General features: G+C 68.2%; 14 protein-coding genes and 6 pseudogenes. 1 reads left to right on the top strand and 19 read right to left on the bottom strand.

The window, feature by feature from the left end; all coding sequences use genetic code 11:
• Window positions 1-6 precede the first annotated feature (6 nt).
• The 7 genes and pseudogenes from ACPEE0_RS21095 to ACPEE0_RS21065 form a co-directional block, all read right to left on the bottom strand.
• Window positions 7-926: pseudogene (locus ACPEE0_RS21095) on the bottom strand (diacylglycerol/lipid kinase family protein).
• Window positions 927-1,018: 92 nt separating this feature from the next.
• Entirely contained in the window at window positions 1,019-2,392 is a 1,374-nt protein-coding gene (locus ACPEE0_RS21090) for an NAD(P)(+) transhydrogenase (Re/Si-specific) subunit beta (RefSeq protein ID WP_424575202.1), read from the bottom strand.
• Window positions 2,389-2,706, bottom strand: a complete 318-nt coding sequence (locus ACPEE0_RS21085) for an NAD(P) transhydrogenase subunit alpha (protein WP_009357912.1) — start codon at window positions 2,704-2,706, stop codon at window positions 2,389-2,391. The genes ACPEE0_RS21090 and ACPEE0_RS21085 overlap by 4 nt, the downstream gene beginning before the upstream one ends.
• A complete protein-coding gene (locus ACPEE0_RS21080; RefSeq protein WP_424575201.1) occupies window positions 2,706-3,875 on the bottom strand; it encodes a Re/Si-specific NAD(P)(+) transhydrogenase subunit alpha in 1,170 nt (389 codons plus the stop codon). Before ACPEE0_RS21080 ends, ACPEE0_RS21085 begins: the two co-directional genes overlap by 1 nt.
• Window positions 3,876-4,053: 178 nt before the next feature.
• The gene (locus ACPEE0_RS21075; protein ID WP_009357910.1) at window positions 4,054-4,851 is read right to left on the bottom strand and encodes an IclR family transcriptional regulator domain-containing protein; all 798 of its coding nucleotides are present in this window, start codon (window positions 4,849-4,851) and stop codon (window positions 4,054-4,056) included.
• A 109-nt stretch (window positions 4,852-4,960) separates the two neighbouring features.
• Complete coding sequence (locus ACPEE0_RS21070) at window positions 4,961-5,293, bottom strand: hypothetical protein (RefSeq protein WP_424575347.1); 333 nt, start codon at window positions 5,291-5,293, stop codon at window positions 4,961-4,963.
• Between the two features lie 281 nt (window positions 5,294-5,574).
• Window positions 5,575-5,736 (bottom strand): annotated as a pseudogene (locus ACPEE0_RS21065) (shikimate dehydrogenase); the annotation flags it as partial.
• Window positions 5,737-5,968: 232 nt separating this feature from the next.
• Between ACPEE0_RS21065 and ACPEE0_RS21060 the strand changes: the two are divergent.
• A complete protein-coding gene (locus ACPEE0_RS21060) occupies window positions 5,969-7,306 on the top strand; it encodes an MFS transporter (protein WP_354176188.1) in 1,338 nt (445 codons plus the stop codon).
• Window positions 7,307-7,411: 105 nt separating this feature from the next.
• Here ACPEE0_RS21060 and ACPEE0_RS21055 read toward each other — a convergent pair.
• The 12 genes and pseudogenes from ACPEE0_RS21055 to ACPEE0_RS21000 all read right to left on the bottom strand — a co-directional run bounded on the left by ACPEE0_RS21055 (window position 7,412) and on the right by ACPEE0_RS21000 (window position 18,785).
• Window positions 7,412-8,228, bottom strand: a pseudogene (locus ACPEE0_RS21055) (IclR family transcriptional regulator domain-containing protein).
• 46 nt (window positions 8,229-8,274) lie between these two features.
• Complete coding sequence (locus ACPEE0_RS21050) at window positions 8,275-8,961, bottom strand: 3-oxoacid CoA-transferase subunit B (protein ID WP_009357907.1); 687 nt, start codon at window positions 8,959-8,961, stop codon at window positions 8,275-8,277.
• Between the two features lies 1 nt (window position 8,962).
• A complete protein-coding gene (locus tag ACPEE0_RS21045; protein WP_354176184.1) occupies window positions 8,963-9,661 on the bottom strand; it encodes a 3-oxoacid CoA-transferase subunit A in 699 nt (232 codons plus the stop codon).
• 6 nt (window positions 9,662-9,667) lie between these two features.
• Window positions 9,668-10,866 (bottom strand): annotated as a pseudogene (locus ACPEE0_RS21040) (thiolase family protein).
• Window positions 10,863-11,288, bottom strand: coding sequence for a 4-carboxymuconolactone decarboxylase (pcaC, locus tag ACPEE0_RS21035; protein ID WP_009357905.1), 426 nt, complete (start codon window positions 11,286-11,288; stop codon window positions 10,863-10,865). The pseudogene ACPEE0_RS21040 and the gene pcaC overlap by 4 nt, the downstream one beginning before the upstream one ends.
• Window positions 11,285-12,110, bottom strand: a pseudogene (locus ACPEE0_RS21030) (alpha/beta fold hydrolase). The gene pcaC and the pseudogene ACPEE0_RS21030 overlap by 4 nt, the downstream one beginning before the upstream one ends.
• Window positions 12,103-13,510: pseudogene (locus ACPEE0_RS21025) on the bottom strand (lyase family protein). Before ACPEE0_RS21025 ends, ACPEE0_RS21030 begins: the two co-directional pseudogenes overlap by 8 nt.
• Window positions 13,511-13,587: 77 nt before the next feature.
• Window positions 13,588-14,154 carry a protocatechuate 3,4-dioxygenase subunit alpha gene (gene pcaG / locus ACPEE0_RS21020; protein WP_354176179.1) on the bottom strand — a complete coding sequence of 189 codons (567 nt, stop codon included), beginning with the start codon at window positions 14,152-14,154 and terminating at the stop codon, window positions 13,588-13,590.
• Window positions 14,155-14,170: 16 nt separating this feature from the next.
• Complete coding sequence (pcaH, locus tag ACPEE0_RS21015) at window positions 14,171-15,037, bottom strand: protocatechuate 3,4-dioxygenase subunit beta (protein WP_009357045.1); 867 nt, start codon at window positions 15,035-15,037, stop codon at window positions 14,171-14,173.
• 46 nt (window positions 15,038-15,083) lie between these two features.
• Window positions 15,084-16,952 carry a bifunctional sugar phosphate isomerase/epimerase/4-hydroxyphenylpyruvate dioxygenase family protein gene (locus tag ACPEE0_RS21010; RefSeq protein ID WP_009357046.1) on the bottom strand — a complete coding sequence of 623 codons (1,869 nt, stop codon included), beginning with the start codon at window positions 16,950-16,952 and terminating at the stop codon, window positions 15,084-15,086.
• Entirely contained in the window at window positions 16,952-17,833 is an 882-nt protein-coding gene (locus ACPEE0_RS21005) for a shikimate dehydrogenase (protein ID WP_009357047.1), read from the bottom strand. Before ACPEE0_RS21005 ends, ACPEE0_RS21010 begins: the two co-directional genes overlap by 1 nt.
• Before the next feature lie 112 nt (window positions 17,834-17,945).
• Window positions 17,946-18,785, bottom strand: a complete 840-nt coding sequence (locus tag ACPEE0_RS21000; protein WP_083875014.1) for an IclR family transcriptional regulator — start codon at window positions 18,783-18,785, stop codon at window positions 17,946-17,948.
• Window positions 18,786-18,787 lie beyond the last annotated feature (2 nt).

The following is an 18,787-nucleotide window of genomic DNA, read 5'->3' as shown; positions in this document are numbered from 1 at the left end:
GAACGGCTACATGCGGAGGGTCAGGGCACCCGGGTCCATGGTCATCAGCACATGCTTGCCCTGGCCCTCGTGGTCGCCGTCCAGCTGGTAGTCGTCCTTGTGCTCCAGGGTGATCTCCACGGACTTGCCCTGGAAGTACTCCACGGCGGTGTCCTTGCCGCGGCCCTTGCCGATGATGCCGGCGAGCACGGACAGCCAGCCCAGCCGGCCCTGGTGCGGCGCCAGGACGGCGATATCCAGCAGGCCGTCGTCCACCTTGGCCTCCGGGAAGATCTCCAGCCCGCCCTGGACCTTGCCGCAGTTGCCCACCATCACGCTGCGCACGCCGCGGTGGACCACCCGCTTGCCGTCGATCACCACGGTGGCCTTGACCGGCTTGCCGGGCAGGTTGCGGATGCCGGCGTCCACGTAGGCCAGCCATCCCACCTTGTGCTTCAGGTCCTCGTCAGTGTCCGCCATGATGGTGGCGTCGTAGCCGACGCCCGCCATCACCAGGAAGAGCTGCTCCAGGTCGGGTCGCTGCGACGGGCCCGGACCACATCGATCTTCCGCTCTGTTCCGGCGAGGGCACCGGCCATGGCGCCGTCGTAGTCCGTGACGTCCATGCCCAGGTTGCGTGCCAGCAGGTTCCCCGTACCCAGGGGCAGCAGGCCCATCGGCACGTCCCCGCCGGACAGGACTTCGGCGACGCACCGGACCGTTCCATCACCGCCGCCGGCGATCACAATGTCGGCTCCCTGGGCGAGGGCTTCCTTGGCCTGTCCCACGCCCGGGTCCTCCTTGGTGGTCTCGAACCACATCGTCTCGCCCCAGCCGTTTTCCGCCGCGTGCCGGGCTGCAAGCTCCTTCACATCCACGTCCACCGTCTTCGCCGGATTGATGATGATGGCTGCGCGCTGGGGGGCGGCGGTGCTGTTGGCAGTCATGGTGTCCTTTGGTGGCAATTGGAAGGCTACTTCTGAAAGAAGAGTAGCCTGCCCCGGGCAGGGTTCGGAGCAGGTACGCAACCACCCGGTAGCTACAGCGCCTTCACGGCTCCCAGCACCTGTGCCAGCGAGTCCTTCGCATCGCCGAAAAGCAGGGACGTCTGCGGCTGGTAGAGCAGTTCATTCTCGATCCCGGCGAAACCCGGCCGCATGGAGCGCTTGAGGAACACCACCTGCCGCGCCTCGGCCACCTCCAGGATGGGCATACCGTAGATCGGCGAGCCGGAGGAGGTCTTGGCTGCCGGGTTCACCACGTCGTTGGCGCCCACCACCAGCGCCACGTCCGCGGTTTTGAACTCTGGATTGATCTCCCCCATTTCCTTCAACGACTCGTACGGGACGTTGGCCTCGGCCAGGAGCACGTTCATGTGCCCCGGCATCCGCCCTGCCACGGGGTGGATGGCGAAAGCGACGTCGATGCCCCGGGCTTCCAGGGCGGCAGCCAGCTCCGCGGCGGTGTGCTGTCCCTGCGCCACCGCCAGCCCGTACCCGGGAACAATCATCACGCGCTGCGCGTAGCCCAGGAGCACGGCCACGTCCTCGGGGCTGGAGGACCGGACGGGACGCTCGCTCACGGCCGTGGACCCCGCCGTCGAGCCTCCCCGGAAGGCACCGAAGAGGATACCGGCCACGCTGCGGCCCATCGCTGCCGCCATGGCGCGGGTGAGGATGGTGCCCGAGGCGCCCACCAGGGTGCCCGCCACCACCAGGAGGACGTTGCCGAGCACCACGCCGGACGCGGCGACGGCCAGGCCGGTGAAGGCGTTCAGGAGCGAAATCACGATCGGGACGTCGGCGCCGCCTACAGGCAGCACCAGCAGGACGCCGGCTGCCAGCCCCAGCACAAGGAGCAGCACCGCCAGCGCCACCGACCCCGTGAAGACGACGGCGACGGCGGCCGCCACCGAGGCGAGCAGCACCGCAGCCATCACCACGGGGAGGCCGGGGAACACCACGGGTCGGGTGGTCATCAGTTCCTGGAGCTTCGCAAACGTGACGCCGGATCCGGCGAACGAGACGGCGCCCACCAGGAGGGTGAACACGATGGCAAGGCGCACCCAGGGATCAGGCGTATGGCCCAGCTCGAGGAGGGCCACCAGGGCAGCGGCACCGCCGCCCACGCCGTTGAAGATGGCCACCAGCTGGGGCATCTGCGTCATCTTCACGCCGCGGGCCACGGGGGCTGCCACCACGGTGCCCACCGCGATGGAGCCGAGGATCCAGGGGATGTTGTCCAGCCGCACGGACAAGAACACCGTGATCACGCCGATCAGGGCACCGAGTGCACCAATGAGGTTTCCACGGCGGGCGGTCCGCGGGGAGCTGAGGCCGCGCAGCGCCAGGATGAAGAACACGGCCGCCACGAGGTACAGCAGCGCCGTCCAGACGGGATCGAGGACTGTCATTTGCTCTCCGCCTTCGCCGATGCGGAGCGGGCAACGTCTTTCCTGCCGTGGAACATGTGCAGCATGCGGTCCGTGACCACGAAACCGCCCACCAGGTTGGCGGTGGCCAGGACGACCGCCAGCAAGGCGACGGCCAGGACCCAGGGGTCGGCGGCCTGGCCGGCGACGATAATGGCACCCACCAGGATGATGCCGTGGATGGCGTTGGCGCCGGACATCAGCGGCGTGTGCAGAGTGCTGGAAACTTTGGAAACCACCTCGAACCCGACGAACACGGCCAGGACCGTGATGGTCAGCAGGCTCATTCCGTCCATCAGAGTGCCCCTTCCTGCCGTGCGTGGATTCTCTGTGCAAGCAGTTCCGCTGTGGGCTGGTGCCGCACCCCGCCGTCGTGGGTCAGGCATGCGCCCGCCAGCACCTCGTCGCCGAAGTCCGGGGCAACAGTGCCGTCCCGGACCATCAGTGCCAGCAGGTTTGCCACGTTCTTGGCGTATAGCCGGGAAGCATCCGCGGCCATCGCCGAGGCCGGGTCCTCGAGCCCCACCAGGCTCACGTGCCCTGCGCCGTCGGCCGTGGGGACGGCGATATCCGCTCCGGCGACCACGCCCTCCACGTTGCCGCCCGACTCGGCGGCGAGGTCGACGACGACAGACCCCGGCCGCATGCCCTGCACCATTTCCCGGGTCACCAGGAGCGGGGCGGGCCTGCCCGGGACGGCCGCCGTCGTAATGAGGACGTCCGACTGCGCCACATGGGGTGCCAGCAGCTGCCGCTGCCGGGTTCCGGCGTCGCTGCTGAGCTGGCGGGCGTAGCCGCCGGCCGCTTCCGCCGTTTCGAGGTCCAGCCGGATGAAGGTGCCGCCCATGGATGCGACCTCGTCGGCGGACGCGGGGCGGATGTCGTTCGCGAAGACACGGGCGCCCAGCCGTTTCGCGGTGCCGATGGCCTGCAGCCCTGCCACGCCGGCACCCAGCACCAGGACCCGGGCGGGAGGCACCGTCCCGGCGGCCGTCATGTAGAGCGGAAAGAAGTGCGGCAGCCGGATGGCCGCTTCCAGCACGCACCGGTAGCCGGCCACCAGGGCCTGGGAACTGAGGGCGTCCATGGACTGCGCCCGGGAGATCCGGGGGACCAGTTCCATCGCGAAGGAGGTGATGCGCCCGTCCGCGAGCGCCTGCACCGTGTCCAGTTCGGACGCCGGCGAGGCGAGGCCAACGGTGACCGCCCCAGGCTTCAGGGAGAGGGCCGAATGCGGGTCAAGGGGCCGGACGTGGGCCAGGACATCGAGTTCCTTCGCTACCAGCAGGGGCACGACGGCGGCACCGGCCTGGCGGTACTCGTCGTCGGCATGGCCCGCGGCTTCACCGGCGCCGGCTTCTATGAGCACTTCGAGGCCCAAGCCTGCCAGTTGCTTGACCGATTCCGGCGTCGCGGCAACGCGCCGCTCGCCCTCGCGGTGTTCCCGCGGTATGCCCAGTTTCACCCGCCGACTCTCCTCGCTGACGAGTGCGGCGGCGCTGCCACGGTTGATCCGGTCCCGGGACTGGTGATCCGGCCCGGGGCTTCGCGGAGCGGCGCTGCTGCACGTAGTTGGGTTGAGTCTATGGCCAGCACCGCCCCGGCGGGAGTAGGCAGGCTTGCCTTGTACGGGAACAGTTACATTAGGCGCTTCGATGTGTGGGCCGATGCCCCGTCACAGGACCGCTGTAGTCGAGGGCTATGCGTCTGGCTGCTTCCTGGAGCTGCGGCACAACCGCCCTTTCCACGTCCTCGGCCGATGCCCGGTGCGTTTGCAGGGACACGTTCGCGGCGGCAACGATGTCGTTTCCCCGCCGGACAGGTACCGCGACACCGCGCAGGCCTTCCTCCAGCTCCTCCGACACCATGGACCAGCCCCGGTCCCGCGCCGCATCCACCTCAGCGCGAAGCTGCTCGATGCTGCTGACTGAGCGCTGCGTGTAACGGTGCAGCTGGACCGTCTCCAGGTACTGCTGCAGTTCCGGTTCCGGCAACCCGCCAAGAAGCACCCTGCCCATGGACGTCGCCCAGGCCGGAAACCTGGTGCCGACCGTGATGGAGACGGACAGCAGCCGGGGGGACGGGACGCACACCACGTAAACGACGTCGGCGCCGTCCAGGACGCACAGGGCAGTGGTTTCGTTGAGCCTGGCCGCCAGGTCCTTGAGGTGCGGCTCGGCAACGCCGGGCAGTGTCAGGCCCGCCAGGAAGGACCTGCCGATGTCCAGGGACCGGGCCGTCAGTTCAAATGCAGGGCCATCGGCACGAAGGTAGCCAAGGTCCGCCAGTGTCATCAGGAACCGCCGGGCGGAGGCCCGGGTCATGTCCGTCAATGTGGCGACCTGCGAAACCGTCAGGCGTTGATGCTCCGGCGTGAAGGCCAGCAGCACATCGAAGGCTTTCTCAACCGACTTAACAAAGTAGGCGGCCTGCTCCTCCATGGACTGCTTTGCTCCTCTTCGAACGCTTGGCCGCCCCGTGCGGCGCACCGGGTTTCAGGTCCGCTTCGATCATATAGGTGTCCGCCGGGAAGGCCTCGAGCCGCCCCCTTCAGGCTCCGGACCGCACCCGGACCAGCGATTCCCCGAGCAGTTCGCGTGCCTGTTCGTCCATCCCGAGGAGGGGGACCATCGCCACCGCCTGCCCATACAGGTGGTCCCAGCCATCGATGCACCGCGCACCAAGCCGGCGGGCCCGTGCGATGGTGGCGGTGACATGGCCGGCATACACGAAGTCGTAAACCACGGCGTCAGGGGCAAGCGGGCCATCGCCCCACACCGGCCCGTCCGAAACGCTCTTTCCGAGTGGGGTGGCGTTAACCAGCAGGGAGGCTTCGGAAGCCAGTCCCCGGGCCTCATCCCAGTCCACGGAACGCGCTGCCATGCCCAGCTCTTTGGCCAGGCCCAGGAGTTCTCCATGGCCCGAGGGTCCCTGTCGCTGATGGTTACCGTGCCGGCTTTGCCTTTCAGCGCGATCAGGACTGCCCTGGCCGCCCCACCTGCGCCCATCAGGAGAACGTTTCGCTGGAATTCTCCCCCGAGTAACGAACGGGCCGCCATGATGTCGGTGTTGTGTCCGAAGAGCGTGGACCCGCTGCGGAGCAGCAGGTTGCAGGCGCCGCCCAGCAGGACCTCCTCTGTGGCATTGTCGGCAGCGTCCGCCGCCCAGTGTTTGTGCGGCATTGTCACGTTGGCCGCAATGATGCCGGGTTCCAGCAGCCGGTCCCGGACGGACACCAGGTCCCCGTCCGGCGGCACATCCCACGCCTCGTATGTCCAGCCGGTACCAAGCCGGCCCAGGACGGGATTCCACAACCCGGGCGACATCGCCTGTGATGCTGCGGATCCGATCAGGACCAATCGGGAGGGGTGTGCGGTGTTCTGCATTGTGCTGCCTTTCGTGACCAGGCGGGGGGCTGCATCGAGGGGGATCACTTCTGCCGTTGTGGTCCACCTCACCACCTAGTATGCTCATATAAAACGCATTACGCACAGTTGTTCGCTATGCGTACACATCCTGTAAAAGACCCACCGCCTTCAGCGTGGAAGGATCACCCAAATGACCAACATCGCAGCAGGGCCCGAGGCCCAGACACCTGCCCAGGCAGAACGGCAGCTCAAGCGTGCCAGGAAGGCGGCCCTGGCAGCGTTCCTGGGCGGCGCACTGGAGTACTACGACTTCTTCATCTACGCCACGGCGGCGTCCCTGGTCTTCTCCAAGATCTTCTTCCCCGCCGGAGACCCCACGGTGGCACTCATCGCCTCGTTTGCCACCTTCGGTGTGGCCTACGTGGCACGCCCCTTCGGCGCCGTCTTCTTCGGGCACCTGGGTGACAGGATCGGCCGGAAGAACACCCTGGTGCTGACCCTGGTGCTGATGGGCGCAGCGACCTTCCTCATCGGCGTCCTGCCCGACTTCAACACCGCCGGATACTGGGCTCCCGCCCTGCTGGTTGCCCTGCGGCTGATGCAGGGACTTTCCGCCGGCGCGGAGACAGCCGGCGCATCCGCCCTCTCCACGGAGGAAGCCCCTACCGGCCGCCGCGGCTTCTTCGCAAGCTTTGCCATGAGCGGCATCTCGGCCGGCATCGTGCTGGCCTCCCTCGCCTTCCTTCCCGTGGCCGCCATGAGCGAAACCGACCGGCTGGCATGGGGCTGGCGCATCCCGTTCTGGCTCTCCGTCGTCGTGCTCATCGTGGCGTACCTGGTGCGGCGCTCCCTGGACGAGCCGGAAGTCTTCGAGGAAAAGCATGACCACGGCGAACTGGTGAAACTTCCGTTCGCGAAGATGTTCAAGACCCACCCCGCGCAGTTCTTCCAGGTTGCCCTGATGTCCTTCGAGACCGTGACGAACACCTTCATGCAGTCCTTCGGCCTCGCCTATGCCGTCACCGTCGGCGTCCCGGCCTCCACCATGCTCTGGGTCAGCATCCTCGGCAACGTCCTGGCCATTGGCACCCAGCCGCTCATGGCCCACCTCTCGGACCGCTTTGGACGCCGCCCGGTGTTCATCACCGGCGTCCTGGGCTCCGGCATCATGATCTTCGTCTACTTCTCGGTGATCTCCACCGGGAACATCCCGATGATCTTCCTGACCAGCACGCTGATCACCGCCGGCACGTACGCCATGTCCAACGCCATCTACCCCGCCTGGTTCTCCGAACTCTTCAACGTCAAGGTCCGCTACTCCGGAATGGCGATCGGCCTCCAGATCGGCATCCTGTGTGCCGGTTTCACCCCGCTGCTGGGCACGGCCCTGGTGGGGGCGGACAAGGCCAACTGGGGACCGGCAGCGTGGATCGTCGCAGCGTCGTCAATCCTTGCAGTGGTCGGTGCCCTGTGGGCCCGGGAAACCAGCAAGACGCCACTGCGCGAGCTGGGCAACCCGGTCAGGTAGCGGCTGGCCACCCCAGCGATGACGAAAGAAGGGCGACGGCGGGAACTCCCGCCGTCGCCCTTCTTTTGATTTCAACACCCGCCGCAAGCGCGCTAGGAAAAAGCACTAGCTCCGGGCGCTGAGGTCAGCCGAGATGAGCTTTGCCGTGGCCACGATCTCGTGCGCCACGGATGCGAGGTAGGCGTCCCGGTCGGGCTTGGCGTCCACCGACTGGGCCTGCAGGGACACGTTCACCGCCGCAACCACCTTCGGGCCCGTCATATACGGGGGCGGCCACCGACATCAGGCCCAGCTCCAGCTCCTGGTCCAGCACGCACCAGCCCTGGGCCCTGACTGTTTCCAGCACGGCCAGCAGCTCCGGAACGGTTCCCAGGGCGCGCGGGGTAAGGGGCTTGATGTCGGCTGCGGCCAGGTACGCCTTCAGGTCAGCGGGCGGCAGGTGCGCCAAAAGAACCCGGCCCATGGACGTGGCATACGCCGGGAAGCGTGTCCCCACCGTGATGCCGATGGTCATGATCCGGCGTGTGGTCACCCGGGCGATGTAGGCAATGTCGGTGCCGTCCAGGACCGCAGCGGAGGTGGACTCCCCCAGTTTCAGGGACAGCTCCTCCAGGTGCGGCTGTGCGAGCTGGGGCAGCGACAGGCCCGAAAGGTACGCATAGCCCAGCTGCAGGACCTTGGCCGTGAGGGCGAACGTCTTCCCGTCGGTCCGCACGTAACCAAGCTCCACCAGGGTGTGCAGGAACCGGCGCGCCGTGGCCCGGGTCAGGTCGGTCCGGGCTGCCACCTCGGTGAGGGTCATCAGCGGGTGGTCTGTGTCGAAGGCACGGATGACGGCCAGCCCGCGGGCCAGCGACTGGACGTACTGGTCGCCGGCCTGCGGGGCGGCCGGGGTGCCGCCGTCGGCTGCTGTTGTGGTCATGGTTCCCAATCCTATGGCGGCGGAAGAGCCAGGTTCCTCCGCGGGTTCAGCCGCCGGCGACGGCGGGTGCGGCCTTGAGCGGGACGGGGACGAGTTCCTGGAGTTCTTCGAGGGTGCAGCCGAAGGTTTCGCGGACGGTGACGCCGCCGGGTCCGGTGAGGAAGACTGCCTTGTCGGTGTAGACGCGGGTGACGCAGCCGACGCCGGTGAGCGGGTAGGTGCACGATTCCACGAGCTTGGAGGCGCCCTCGCGGGTCAGCAGGGTCATCATGACGAACACGTCCTTGGCGCCGGTGGCGAGGTCCATGGCACCGCCGACGGCGGGGATCGCCCCGGGTGCGCCGGTGTGCCAGTTGGCGAGGTCGCCGGTGACGGAGACCTGGAAGGCGCCCAGGACGCAGATGTCCAGGTGCCCGCCGCGCATCATCGCGAACGAGTCGGCGTGGTGGAAGTAGGAGGCGCCCGGGAGTTCGGTGACGGGGATCTTGCCGGCGTTGATCAGGTCATCGTCGATCTCGTCCCCCGTGGCTTCGGGGCCCATGCCCAGCATCCCGTTTTCCGTGTGGAGCGTGATGTTCTGTTCCTCGGTGAGGTAGTTGGAGACCAGGGTGGGCTGGCCGATTCCGAGGTTCACGAAGGACCCCGGGGCGATGTCGCGGGCCACCAGGCGGGCGAGGTCGTCGCGGCTGAGGGCTGTTTCGGAGGTCTTGATGCTGGTTTCGGTGAGGCTCATCTCAGGCCGCTTTCGGGTTCGGGCCTGCAGCGGTGCCGCTGCCGGCCACTTTGACGATGCTGTTGACGTAAATGCCCGGGGTCACGATGTTCTCCGGATCCAGGCTGCCGGTGGGCACGATCCCGGAGACCTGCACGATGGTGTGCTTGGCCGCGGCCGCCATGATGGGGCCGAAGTTCCGGGCCGTCTTGCGGTAGACCAGGTTGCCCTTGCCGTCCGCCTGCAGAGCTTTGATCAGGGCGACGTCTGCGTGGATGGGCGTTTCGAACACGTGGCCGAGGCCGTCGATGATCCGGGTTTCCTTGCCCTCGGCGAGCATGGTGCCGTACCCGGTGGGGGTGAAGAACCCGCCGATCCCTGCCCCGGCGGCACGGATCCGCTCGGCCAGGTTGCCCTGCGGCACCAGTTCCAGTTCGATCTGCCCGGCCTTGTACTTGGCGTCGAAGTGCCACGAATCGGACTGCCGCGGGAAGGAGCAGATCATCTTCCGCACCCGGCCTTCCTTGATCAGCAGCGCCAGGCCCTGGTCGCCCTGGCCGGCATTGTTGTTCACCACGGTCAGGTCCGTGGCGCCGCACTCGAGCAGCGCGTCGATCAGTTCGAACGGCTGTCCGGCGTTGCCGAACCCGCCGATCATTACCGTGGACCCGTCCTTGATTCCGGCCACGGCCTCGCCAACAGTGTCAATGAATTGCAGCATCGCTCTTTAGCCCTTCACTCCGGCAGTTACGTTTTCGAGGACGACGGCCAGGCCCTGGCCGACGCCGATGCAGATCGCGGCAACGCCCCAGCGTTCACCCGAGGCCTGCAGGGACCGGGCGAGGGTGCCCAGGATCCGGGTGCCGGAGGCACCCAGCGGATGGCCCATGGCGATCGCGCCGCCGTGCCGGTTCACGACCGAGTGGTCGATGCCCAGGCGTTGACGCACGCCAGGGACTGGGCGGCGAACGCTTCGTTAAGCTCGACGGCGCCCACCTGGTCCCAGCTGATTCCCGCCTTCGCCAATGCCTTGTTCGCCGCCTCCACCGGGGCGTAGCCAAAGTACTGCGGGTCATTCGCGTGCGCGCCGCGGCCCGCGATCCGGGCCAGCGGGTCCAGGCCCAGCAGCCCGGCGGCAGTCTCGCTGCCCACCCAGGCCGCGGAAGCGCCGTCGGACAGCGGCGACGCATTCCCGGCGGTGACCGTGCCGTCCTCGGCCCGGAACACCGTCTTCAGGCCGGCGAGCTTCTCCGCGGAGGACCCGGGGCGGATGCCCTCGTCCCGGACCAGGTCGGTGCCGGGCACGGGGGCCACCAGATTGTCGTAGAAGCCCTCGTCCCAGGCGGCGGCGGAAAGGTTGTGGGAGTTCGCCGCGAACTCGTCCTGCGCTTCACGAGTCACCCCGTACTTCTCGCGGAGCCGCTCGGTGGCCTCGCCCAGGGAGATGGTCCATTCCTTCGGCATCGCCTTGTTCACCAGGCGCCAGCCCAAAGTGGTGGAGGCCAGGGTCATGTCACCGGCCGGGTAGGGCTTCTCCGTCTTGGGCAGCACCCAGGGGGCACGGGACATGGACTCCGCACCGCCCACCAGCATCAGGTCCGCGTCGCCGGCGTTGATCTGGCGGGATGCGATGATCGCCGCATCCAGGGACGAGCCACAGAGCCTGTTGACAGTGGTCCCGGGGATCGAGACCGGAAGCCCGGCGAGCAGGGTGCCCATCCGGGCGATGTTGCGGTTTTCCTCTCCCGCGCCGTTGGCGTTGCCGAACACCACCTCGTCGATCCTTTCGGGATCGAGCCCGGGAGCCCGCTTCACCGATTCCTTGATGACGTGCGCCGCGAGGTCATCCGGGCGGACGGCGGCGAGGCCGGAGCCGAACTTGCCGAACGGGGTGCGCACGGCGTCGTACACAAAAGCCTGGTTCATGGGGTGGTGTCCATTTCTCGAAACACTTGCTGGGCGGTCTTGAAGGCGGTGTTGGCGGAGGGCACTCCGCAGTAGATGGCGGTCTGCAGCAGGATTTCCTTGATCTCGTCCCGGCTCAGGCCGTTGGTGATGGCTGCGCGGATGTGCATGGCCAGTTCTTCCCAGTGCCCGTGCGCCACCATGGCGGTGATGGTCACGGCGGAGCGCATCTGCCGGGACAGGCCGGGCCTGGTCCAGATGCCGCCCCACGCGATCCGGGTGATCATGTCCTGGAAGTCGTCGGTGAACTCGTCCTTGTTGGCGTTGGCCCGGTCCACGTGGGCGTCGCCTAGGACTTCACGCCGGACCACCATGCCGCCGTCGTAGATCTCCTTGCTCGTGGCGTCCGGCTGGACCACGCCGTGCCTCTCGGCCCCGCTCATTTGCTTCCTCCCTTTTCGGGCTGTGATTCGGCCCAGTCCAGGAGGCTGCGCATCAGCTCGGCAGTGTGGGCGGGGCCTCGGCCGGCGCCAGGTGCGCCACGCCTTCCAGGGTGACGGCTGTGGCGGTCCCGCCCCCGGCCGTGATGCCTGCCGCCACTTCCTCGGCCATCGACGGCGGCGCCACACCGTCCAGCGCACCGGCAATGACCTGGGTGGGGACCCGGATGCTGCCCAGCCCGGCACGGACATCAAAGGCGGCCAGGGCCTCGCAGCAGAACGCGTAACTGAACCTGTCGGAGTCCCGGAGGGCGTGCAGGAGCCGGCTGCTGACCTCCGGTTCACGGTCCATGAAGCCGGGTGCGAACCAGCGCTGCGCCGAACCCTGGATCATCACCGGGGTGCCCTGGCTGCGGACTGTTTCGGCGCGTTCCAGCCATCCCTCGGGGGTTCCGAGCTGGCGCCGCTGCACTGCACGGACAGGCTCTTGAGGCGTTCGCCGTGCTTGATGCCCAGCTGCAGGCCGGTGGCACCGCCCAGCGAAACACCGGCGTAGTGGAAGGCCTCGCCGGGGGCAATGGAATCGACCAGGTCCACCACGGCTTCTGCCAGGTCCGAAACGTCGAAGGTTTCGGTGGCGGCCGGTGAGACGCCGTGCCCGGGCAGGTCCCAGGCCACCACGTCGTAGTCGTTGCCCAGCAGGGAGGCGGCACGGTTCCAGAGGATGGAGGAGGTGCCCAGTGAGGAACCCACCACTACGAGGGGATGCCCGCCAAGGGGGCGCTGGGGTGAAAGCAATGCGGCTTTCAGGGCAGGTTTAGCCACGGTGTGCTCCGTTCGCGTCGGTGGCTGAAGCGGGAAGGTCAGGGGAGGCAAAGTCCGGGTAGGCGGCGAGGATCCGGCGGGAGATTTCCCGGGACTGGCCCAGGTAGCTGGCCGGATCCAGGAGCTCCTCGAGCCGCAGGTCCGTCAGCAGGCCCGCGGGAACGGCGTCCCGGAGCAGTTTCCGGTATGCGGACGGCTGCTCGGACGGTTGTGCCTGCAGGGTCTGGTCCACCACATCCTGCAGCTGCTGCTTGCCGCTCCTGCCGTCCAGCTCCGGAAGCAGCGGGGCGACGGCGGCGCTGACGCCCTCCGCCAGGAGCAGCGGGCCGGCCAGGTCGAGGTTGCGCCGCATCGCGTCCGGGTGGACCTGCAGGCCTTCGGCAAGCTCCCGGATGTTTCCGGCAGCGCCGAGCGCCAGGGCCAGCAGCTGCTGGAGCGCGGGCCACTCGGTGTGCCATGCACCGTCCGGCCGCTCATCATTGAAGGTTGCGGCCGCCAGGTGGAGCTGGGCTGCCAGGTTGGGTGCCTGGAGGGCTGTGCTGCGGACCAGCACCGAGAGGACCGGGTTCTGCTTCTGCGGCATGGCGGAGGAGACACCCCGGCCGGCGGCACGGGGTTCGGCCACCTCTGCCACCTCGGGCCGGCTGAGGAACAGGACGTCCGCCGCGATCTTGCCGAAGGCGTCCAGTACCGCGGCCGCGGCGTTGCCGATGGAGGTGATGGGCAGCCGGCTGGTGTGCCAGGGCGCGGCCGCGGGGGCGAGGCCCAGCTGGGCGGCCAGGGCATCGGCGAGGCTGAAGGGCGTCGCCGCCGAGCCTGCGGTCAGCACCGTTCCGGCGGCAAGCGTGCCTGCCGCCCCGCCGAACTGGACCGGAAACTCCACCGCGGCGAGCTGCCGTCCGGCGGCAGCCAGCCCGTGGAACCACTGCGCTGCCCGGAGCCCGAACGTGTACGGCAGGGAGTGCTGCGTCAGGCTCCTGCCCACGCACAGCGTGTCCGGCATGCTGCCCGGCCAGGGCCGCGAGCGCCGCCGTCGTGCCTTTCACGTCGGCGAGGAGCGCGGCCACGGAGTTGCGGGCGAGCAGCATCAGCGCCGTGTCCAGCACATCCTGGCTGGTCAGCGACGTGTGCACCGCCTTCACTGCGCCGATGTTCGCAGTATCCAGCGCCGCCACGTGCCGGCGGAGGTCCGCCAGCAGCGGGATGACAGGGTTGCCGCCGCCCTGGGCGCGCACCGCGATATCGGCGGCCTTGTAGCGGCCCGGTTCTGCGGCGGACGCGACGACGGCGGCGGAACCGGCGGGCGCCAGGCCCGCCTGTTCCAGCGCCGCGGCCCAGCCGGCCTCGACGGCGAGGATCGCCGCCAGTACGGCACCGTCACCCGTCAGCGCAGCCACCATGGGCGATGCGGAGGCGGGCCGGAGCAGGCCGGCGTCGACACCGTGGCCGGCGGCCGCGTTCGGGGCAGCGGCGTCCGTCACTGGAAGTCCAGGAAGACGGTCTCGCCCTCACCCTGGAGGCGGATGTCGAACGTCAGGCCGCCGTCGGGATCACGCCGCGCGATAAGGGTCTTGCGCCGTTCCGGGTCCAGGGAGGACAGCAGCGGGTCCTGGGCCAGGGCCTCCTCGTTTTCCGGCAGGTAGGTGCGGGTGAAGAGCCGGTTGGTCAGGCCGCGGGCAAAGACGGCCACCGAGATGAAGGGGGCCGCGCCGGGCTTGGTGGCACCGGGGTTGACGGTGGTGAAGGTGTAGATACCGGTGTTGCCCACGGCGCCGCGGCCCCACCCGGTGAAGGTGTAGCCGTCGCGGTGGAATGAACCGGTCTGCTGGACGATGTTGCCCTCCGCGTCGGGCTGCCAGATTTCCAGGATGGCGTCCGGGATCGTCTCTCCGGCGCCGTCGTAGACGGTGCCCTGGAGGCGGATGGAGCCGGGCGATCCCGGGGCAAGGAGCTCGTTGTCCTTCTCGAACGGCAGCGCGTAGCCGTAGAACGGGCCCACGGTCTGGCCGGGGGTGGGGACGAGCTGGCTGGTCTGGTTGCTCATGTGACTGGTCCTCTGCCTATTCCTCGTCGCCTGCGGCACCAAGTGCCTCGTTTTCGGTCCAGGTCCGCTTGGGACCGGTCAGGACAATGTCCCAGTTGTAGCCCAGGGCCCACTCCGGTTCGGTGAGGCTGTGGTCGTAGCTTGCCACCAGCCGGTCGCGGGCGTCCTGGTCCACGATGGTCTGGTAGATGGGGTCCAACGGGAACAGCTGGTCGCCCGGGAAGTACATCTGGGTGATGATGCGCTGGGTGAACTCGGTGCCGAACAGCGAGAAGTGGATGTGCGCCGGACGCCAGGCGTTCAGGTGGTTCTTCCACGGGTACGCGCCCGGCTTGATGGTGGTGAACCGGTAGGAACCGTCCGGACCGGTGATGCAGCGGCCGATGCCCGTGAAGTTCGGGTCGATCGGTGCCGGGTGCTGGTCGCGCTTATGGATGTACCGGCCGGAGGCGTTGGCCTGCCAGATCTCCACGAGCTGCCCCGCCACCGGGCGGCCGTCGCCGTCCAGGACTTTGCCGGCCACGATGATGCGTTCGCCCTGGGGTTCGCCGTTGTGCTGGATGGTCAGGTCTGATTCCAGGGCGTGGACGTCCTGGTGGCCGAAGGCAGGCGAGAACAGTTCGATGGTTTCCGGATCCGCGTGGTGCAGGCTCTTGGTGGGGTGCCGGAGGATGCTGCTGCGGTACGGCGGGTAGTCCAGCCGGGGCTGGGTTTCCGCCGGGGCGCCGTCCTTCAGTGCACGGGCGTAGGCGTCGGCCAGGCCGTTGATCTCTGCGCTGAGGTCCTGCTGGGTTTCCACGGCTGTGTCCAGGGGCGCATGTCCTGCCTTGGGTTCGGCAGCCGGGACAAGCTCGTCCGTGGGGGCGTTCAATTCGTGCGGCACGGCTGGCTCCTTTCTGGTGTTTGGTTGGGTTTGCAGTGGTGCGGGTTCAGGGGCGGTGCAGGGAGTCGTACTGGACCGCATGCCGAACCGGGGCGTTGGGCGCCCCGTAGCCGTCGTAGTTGCCGCGGCGTTCCACCATCTCGAAGAACACGCTGCCCACCGTGGCGGTGTAGAAGTGCAGGAATTCGCCGTCGGCGTCGCGGTCGTACAGGAGGTTCAGTTCCCGGAGCGTGGCCAGGAAACCGGGTTCGAGATCGAACCGGGCGTCCAGGTCCTCGTAGTAGTTGGCAGGGATCTGCAGGAACTCCAGGCCGCGGCGGCGGGCCTCCCGGGCCGTGGCCACGAGGTCCTCCACCGCGAAGGCGATGTGTTCCTGGTAGGTCTGGCGCACCTCGCTCTGTGCCTGCTGCACGGGTGCGAGGTTGAGCACCAGCCGCACGGCGCCGTCGGACGTCTGCATGACCTGCGAGCGGACCAGGCCGCTGGGGCTGGGAACCTCGGCGAACGGCTGCGGTTCCAAAGCCAGCGCACTGGTGTAGAAGAGGACGGCCTCGTCGAAGTGCTGCCAGGGCTGGGCCAGGTTGACGTGGTCGATGACGGCGCTGGCTCCGCTCGAGGGGTGCTCCAGGCCCTCGCCGAACTCGCGCGTCCACGCCGCGGTGCCGTCCGGGCTGCCCTGGCACAGGAAGATTTCCGTGGAGTCCGGGGCCGCGATGCCCTGGAACACCTCCTCGTCAGCCTGGACCTTGCGGGCCACCACCGGCGCCTTGAGCTGCTGGGCGCGGGCGGAGGCAATGACCGGCGAATCGACGTCGAACCCCAGGGCGGCGATGGCCGGTTCGGTGTGCAGGGCTGCCTGCTCGTTGATGATCACGCGCGCCTGGCCCATGGTCCAGAGCTGGACGTCCTTGGTGCGGTGGCGGCCCTGGAAGGCGAAGCCGAGCTGGCCGAGGAGCTTTTCAAGCTGGGCGGTATCGTCTGCCTTGACCTCGGCGAAGTTGAACCCGGCGGGCTCGTTCACCTTGGGCAGGGTGGCCAGTTCCATGGGATAACGACGGCGGAGGGCGGCGCCGCCGGCCCCTTCGGCGTCCGTGGCGGCGAGCCATTTGGCGCTCTGTTCCTCGAGCCAGATGAGCGACCGCATGGCGTCCACGGCAGTGCGCTCGACGTCGGACTGGCGGAAGACGTCATTGAACACTTCGAGGGAGACGGGACCTGTGTAGCCGGCACGGACCACATGCCCCATGAACTTGGCCAGCTCAAACTGGCCTTCACCGGGGAATACCCGGTAGTGGCGGCTCCAGGAGAGCACGTCCATGGACAGCTTGGGGGCGTCGGCCACCTGGACGAAGAAGATCTTGTCCGCGTTGATCTGCTCGATCGGCGCGGTGTCCCAGTCGCGGGAGAGGATGTGGAAGGAGTCCAGGCAGGTTCCGAGGTTGGGGTGGTCCACCATCTCCACGAGCCGGTACGCGTGCTCGTAGTCGTTCACGTGCTTGCCCCAGGCGAGGGCCTCGTACGCCACCTTGATGCCGTGGTCTCCGGCAAGCCCGGCCAGCTGCGCCAGTTGGGAGGCGCGCAGGCCGTCGTCGTCGATCGTGGCCGTGGCAACGTTGGAGCAGACCAGGATGGTGTCCATGCCCAGGCGGGACATGAGCCCGAACTTCGCCTCAGCCCGGCGGAGGTTGGCCTTGAGCAGGTCCGGGGTGACGCCGTCGAAATCCCGGAACGGCTGGTAGAGGTCCAAACCCAGCCCGAGGTCCGCGGCCATCTTCCGGACATCCTCCGGGCTCAGCGGCGAGGTGACCAGGTCCTGCTCGAAGATCTCGATGCCGTCGAAGCCGGCGATGGCGCAGGCCTGCATCTTTTCCTTGAGGGTGCCGGAGAGGCAGACGGTGGCGATTCCCGTACGCATCAGGCGGCCACCTCCTCGGCGGCCACGAGCTCCAGGAAGTGCGAGCGCATGCGGTCCGGGTCGGCGTCCAGGCCGGTGAAGATCCGGAAAGCGTCGGCCGCCTGGCCCACTGCCATCCGGCCGCCGTCCAGGACGTCACAGCCCTTGGCGCGGGCGCCGCGGACCAGTTCGGTGTCGATGGGGCGGTAGACGATGTCCGCCACCCAGTGGCGTGCTTCCAGCAGGTCAAGGTCAAGGGGTACGCCGGGGTGCGCAGCCATGCCGACCGGCGTGCAGTGCACCAGGCCGTCGGCCAGCGGCATCAGCTGCGGCAGCTCCGCCGTCGTCCGGGCCGTAACGGTGGCGTGCGGGAAGAAGCCTGCCAGTTCCGCCGCCCGCTCCGCGGCGCGCGCAGGGTCCATGTCCACCAGGTCCAGCGTCCTGACTCCGGCGGTGAGCAGGGCATAGGCGACGGCGGATCCGGCGCCGCCTGCACCAAGCTGCACCACGCGGTCCAGCCGTGCACCCGGCAGGCCGGAGGCCAGGGCTGCGGCGAAGCCGGAGAAGTCGGTGTTGTGGCCGATGAAGCGGCCGTCCCGGATGACCACCGTGTTCACGGCGCCCAGCCGGCGGGCGTCCGGGGAGATTTCATCCAGGTGCTGCAGGACCAGCTGCTTGCAGGGATGGGTGATGTTGAGCCCGTTGAATCCGAGGGTGCGTGCACTCTGAAGGAGCTCGCCCACAGCTTCGCCGGGCAGGCCCAGCTCCAGGAGGTCGATGGGACGGTACAGGTAGCGCAGGCCTTGCACATCCCCTTCGCGTTCGTGCATGGGCGGGGTGAGTGACGGCGTGACGCCGTCGCCGACCAGTCCCACCAGGTAGGACTCAGTTCGAGAACTCATCCGTGCAGCTCCTTTGGTAACGGCACCGGACCAGCCCTGCGGCGGTTCCGGTGATGGAAAATACAGTACAGCATTTGTTCACTTATCGCACTCCTGTTCGAGATACGAACTTTTAGCGCTGGGGAAGGCGTGCCGCCAGTTCCGCTGCGGCCTCCTGCAGGAGCGGGACATAGGCCTCGAGCGCCTCGAGGCTGAGCCGGAAGACGGGCACCGCGGTGGCCAGGGACGCGAACGCGTGGCCCTGGGCGTTCAGCAGCGGGACGGCGACGGCGCGCATGCCCGCCTCATTCTCTTCATCCATGACGGCGTAGCCCTGGTGGCGCACCTTCTCGACTTCCTCGCGGAAGGCCTGCCTGTCGGTAATGGATTTTTCCGTCAGCGCCTCCAGCGGCAGTTCGTCCAGCAGCCGCTCGCGCTCCGAATCTTCCGCGAAGGCGACCAGGGCCTTCCCCACCGCCGTGGTGGACAGGGAGCCCAGGTGTCCGGGGTCGCTGGTGACGCGAAAGATCTGCGGCCCATCCACCTTGTTCACGGTGAGATGGTGGAGGCCGTCGCGGACGCTGAGGATGGTTGCCTCACCCGTCTGCCCGGTGACGCGGCGCAGGACCGGGAGGGCGGTGCCGGCAAAGCCGTGATAGCTGGAGACCCGCTGGCCCAGCTGGAAGATGCGCAGGCCAAGGTGGTAGCGGCGCCCGTCCGGCTCATAATCCACAAACCCGTCGCGGGCGAGGGAGCCCAGGAGCCTGTATGTGGTGCTGAACGGCAGCTCCGCGCGGCGTGAGATTTCCGCAGCACTGGCCCCCCGGGGCTCATCACCCAGGAGGACCAGCAGGCCAAGGGCCTTGCCCACCATGTCCGTCCGGTCCCCCGCCCGCGTCTTTTTTCCGCCTGCCGGGGCGCCGGCCTCCTCAGCGGGAACGTCATCGGCCACTGTGGTTTGATTCACACTCATAG

Source organism: Arthrobacter sp. SD76 (assembly GCF_049726125.1).
Lineage (GTDB): Bacteria > Actinomycetota > Actinomycetes > Actinomycetales > Micrococcaceae > Arthrobacter > Arthrobacter nitrophenolicus.
The sequence above is the reverse complement of the archived record's forward strand: the minus strand, read 5'-3'. Positions and strand labels throughout refer to the sequence as shown.

Coding starts and splice junctions, on each gene's coding strand:
- ACPEE0_RS21090 (WP_424575202.1), bottom strand. CDS start 2,392: ATGACAGTCCTCGATCCCGTCTGGACGGCGCTGCTGTACCTCGTGGCG.
- ACPEE0_RS21085 (WP_009357912.1), bottom strand. CDS start 2,706: ATGGACGGAATGAGCCTGCTGACCATCACGGTCCTGGCCGTGTTCGTC.
- ACPEE0_RS21075 (WP_009357910.1), bottom strand. CDS start 4,851: ATGGAGGAGCAGGCCGCCTACTTTGTTAAGTCGGTTGAGAAAGCCTTC.
- ACPEE0_RS21070 (WP_424575347.1), bottom strand. CDS start 5,293: ATGGCAGCGCGTTCCGTGGACTGGGATGAGGCCCGGGGACTGGCTTCC.
- ACPEE0_RS21060 (WP_354176188.1), top strand. CDS start 5,969: ATGACCAACATCGCAGCAGGGCCCGAGGCCCAGACACCTGCCCAGGCA.
- ACPEE0_RS21050 (WP_009357907.1), bottom strand. CDS start 8,961: ATGAGCCTCACCGAAACCAGCATCAAGACCTCCGAAACAGCCCTCAGC.
- ACPEE0_RS21045 (WP_354176184.1), bottom strand. CDS start 9,661: ATGCTGCAATTCATTGACACTGTTGGCGAGGCCGTGGCCGGAATCAAG.
- pcaC (WP_009357905.1), bottom strand. CDS start 11,288: ATGAGCGGGGCCGAGAGGCACGGCGTGGTCCAGCCGGACGCCACGAGC.
- pcaG (WP_354176179.1), bottom strand. CDS start 14,154: ATGAGCAACCAGACCAGCCAGCTCGTCCCCACCCCCGGCCAGACCGTG.
- ACPEE0_RS21010 (WP_009357046.1), bottom strand. CDS start 16,952: ATGCGTACGGGAATCGCCACCGTCTGCCTCTCCGGCACCCTCAAGGAA.
- ACPEE0_RS21005 (WP_009357047.1), bottom strand. CDS start 17,833: ATGAGTTCTCGAACTGAGTCCTACCTGGTGGGACTGGTCGGCGACGGC.
- ACPEE0_RS21000 (WP_083875014.1), bottom strand. CDS start 18,785: ATGAGTGTGAATCAAACCACAGTGGCCGATGACGTTCCCGCTGAGGAG.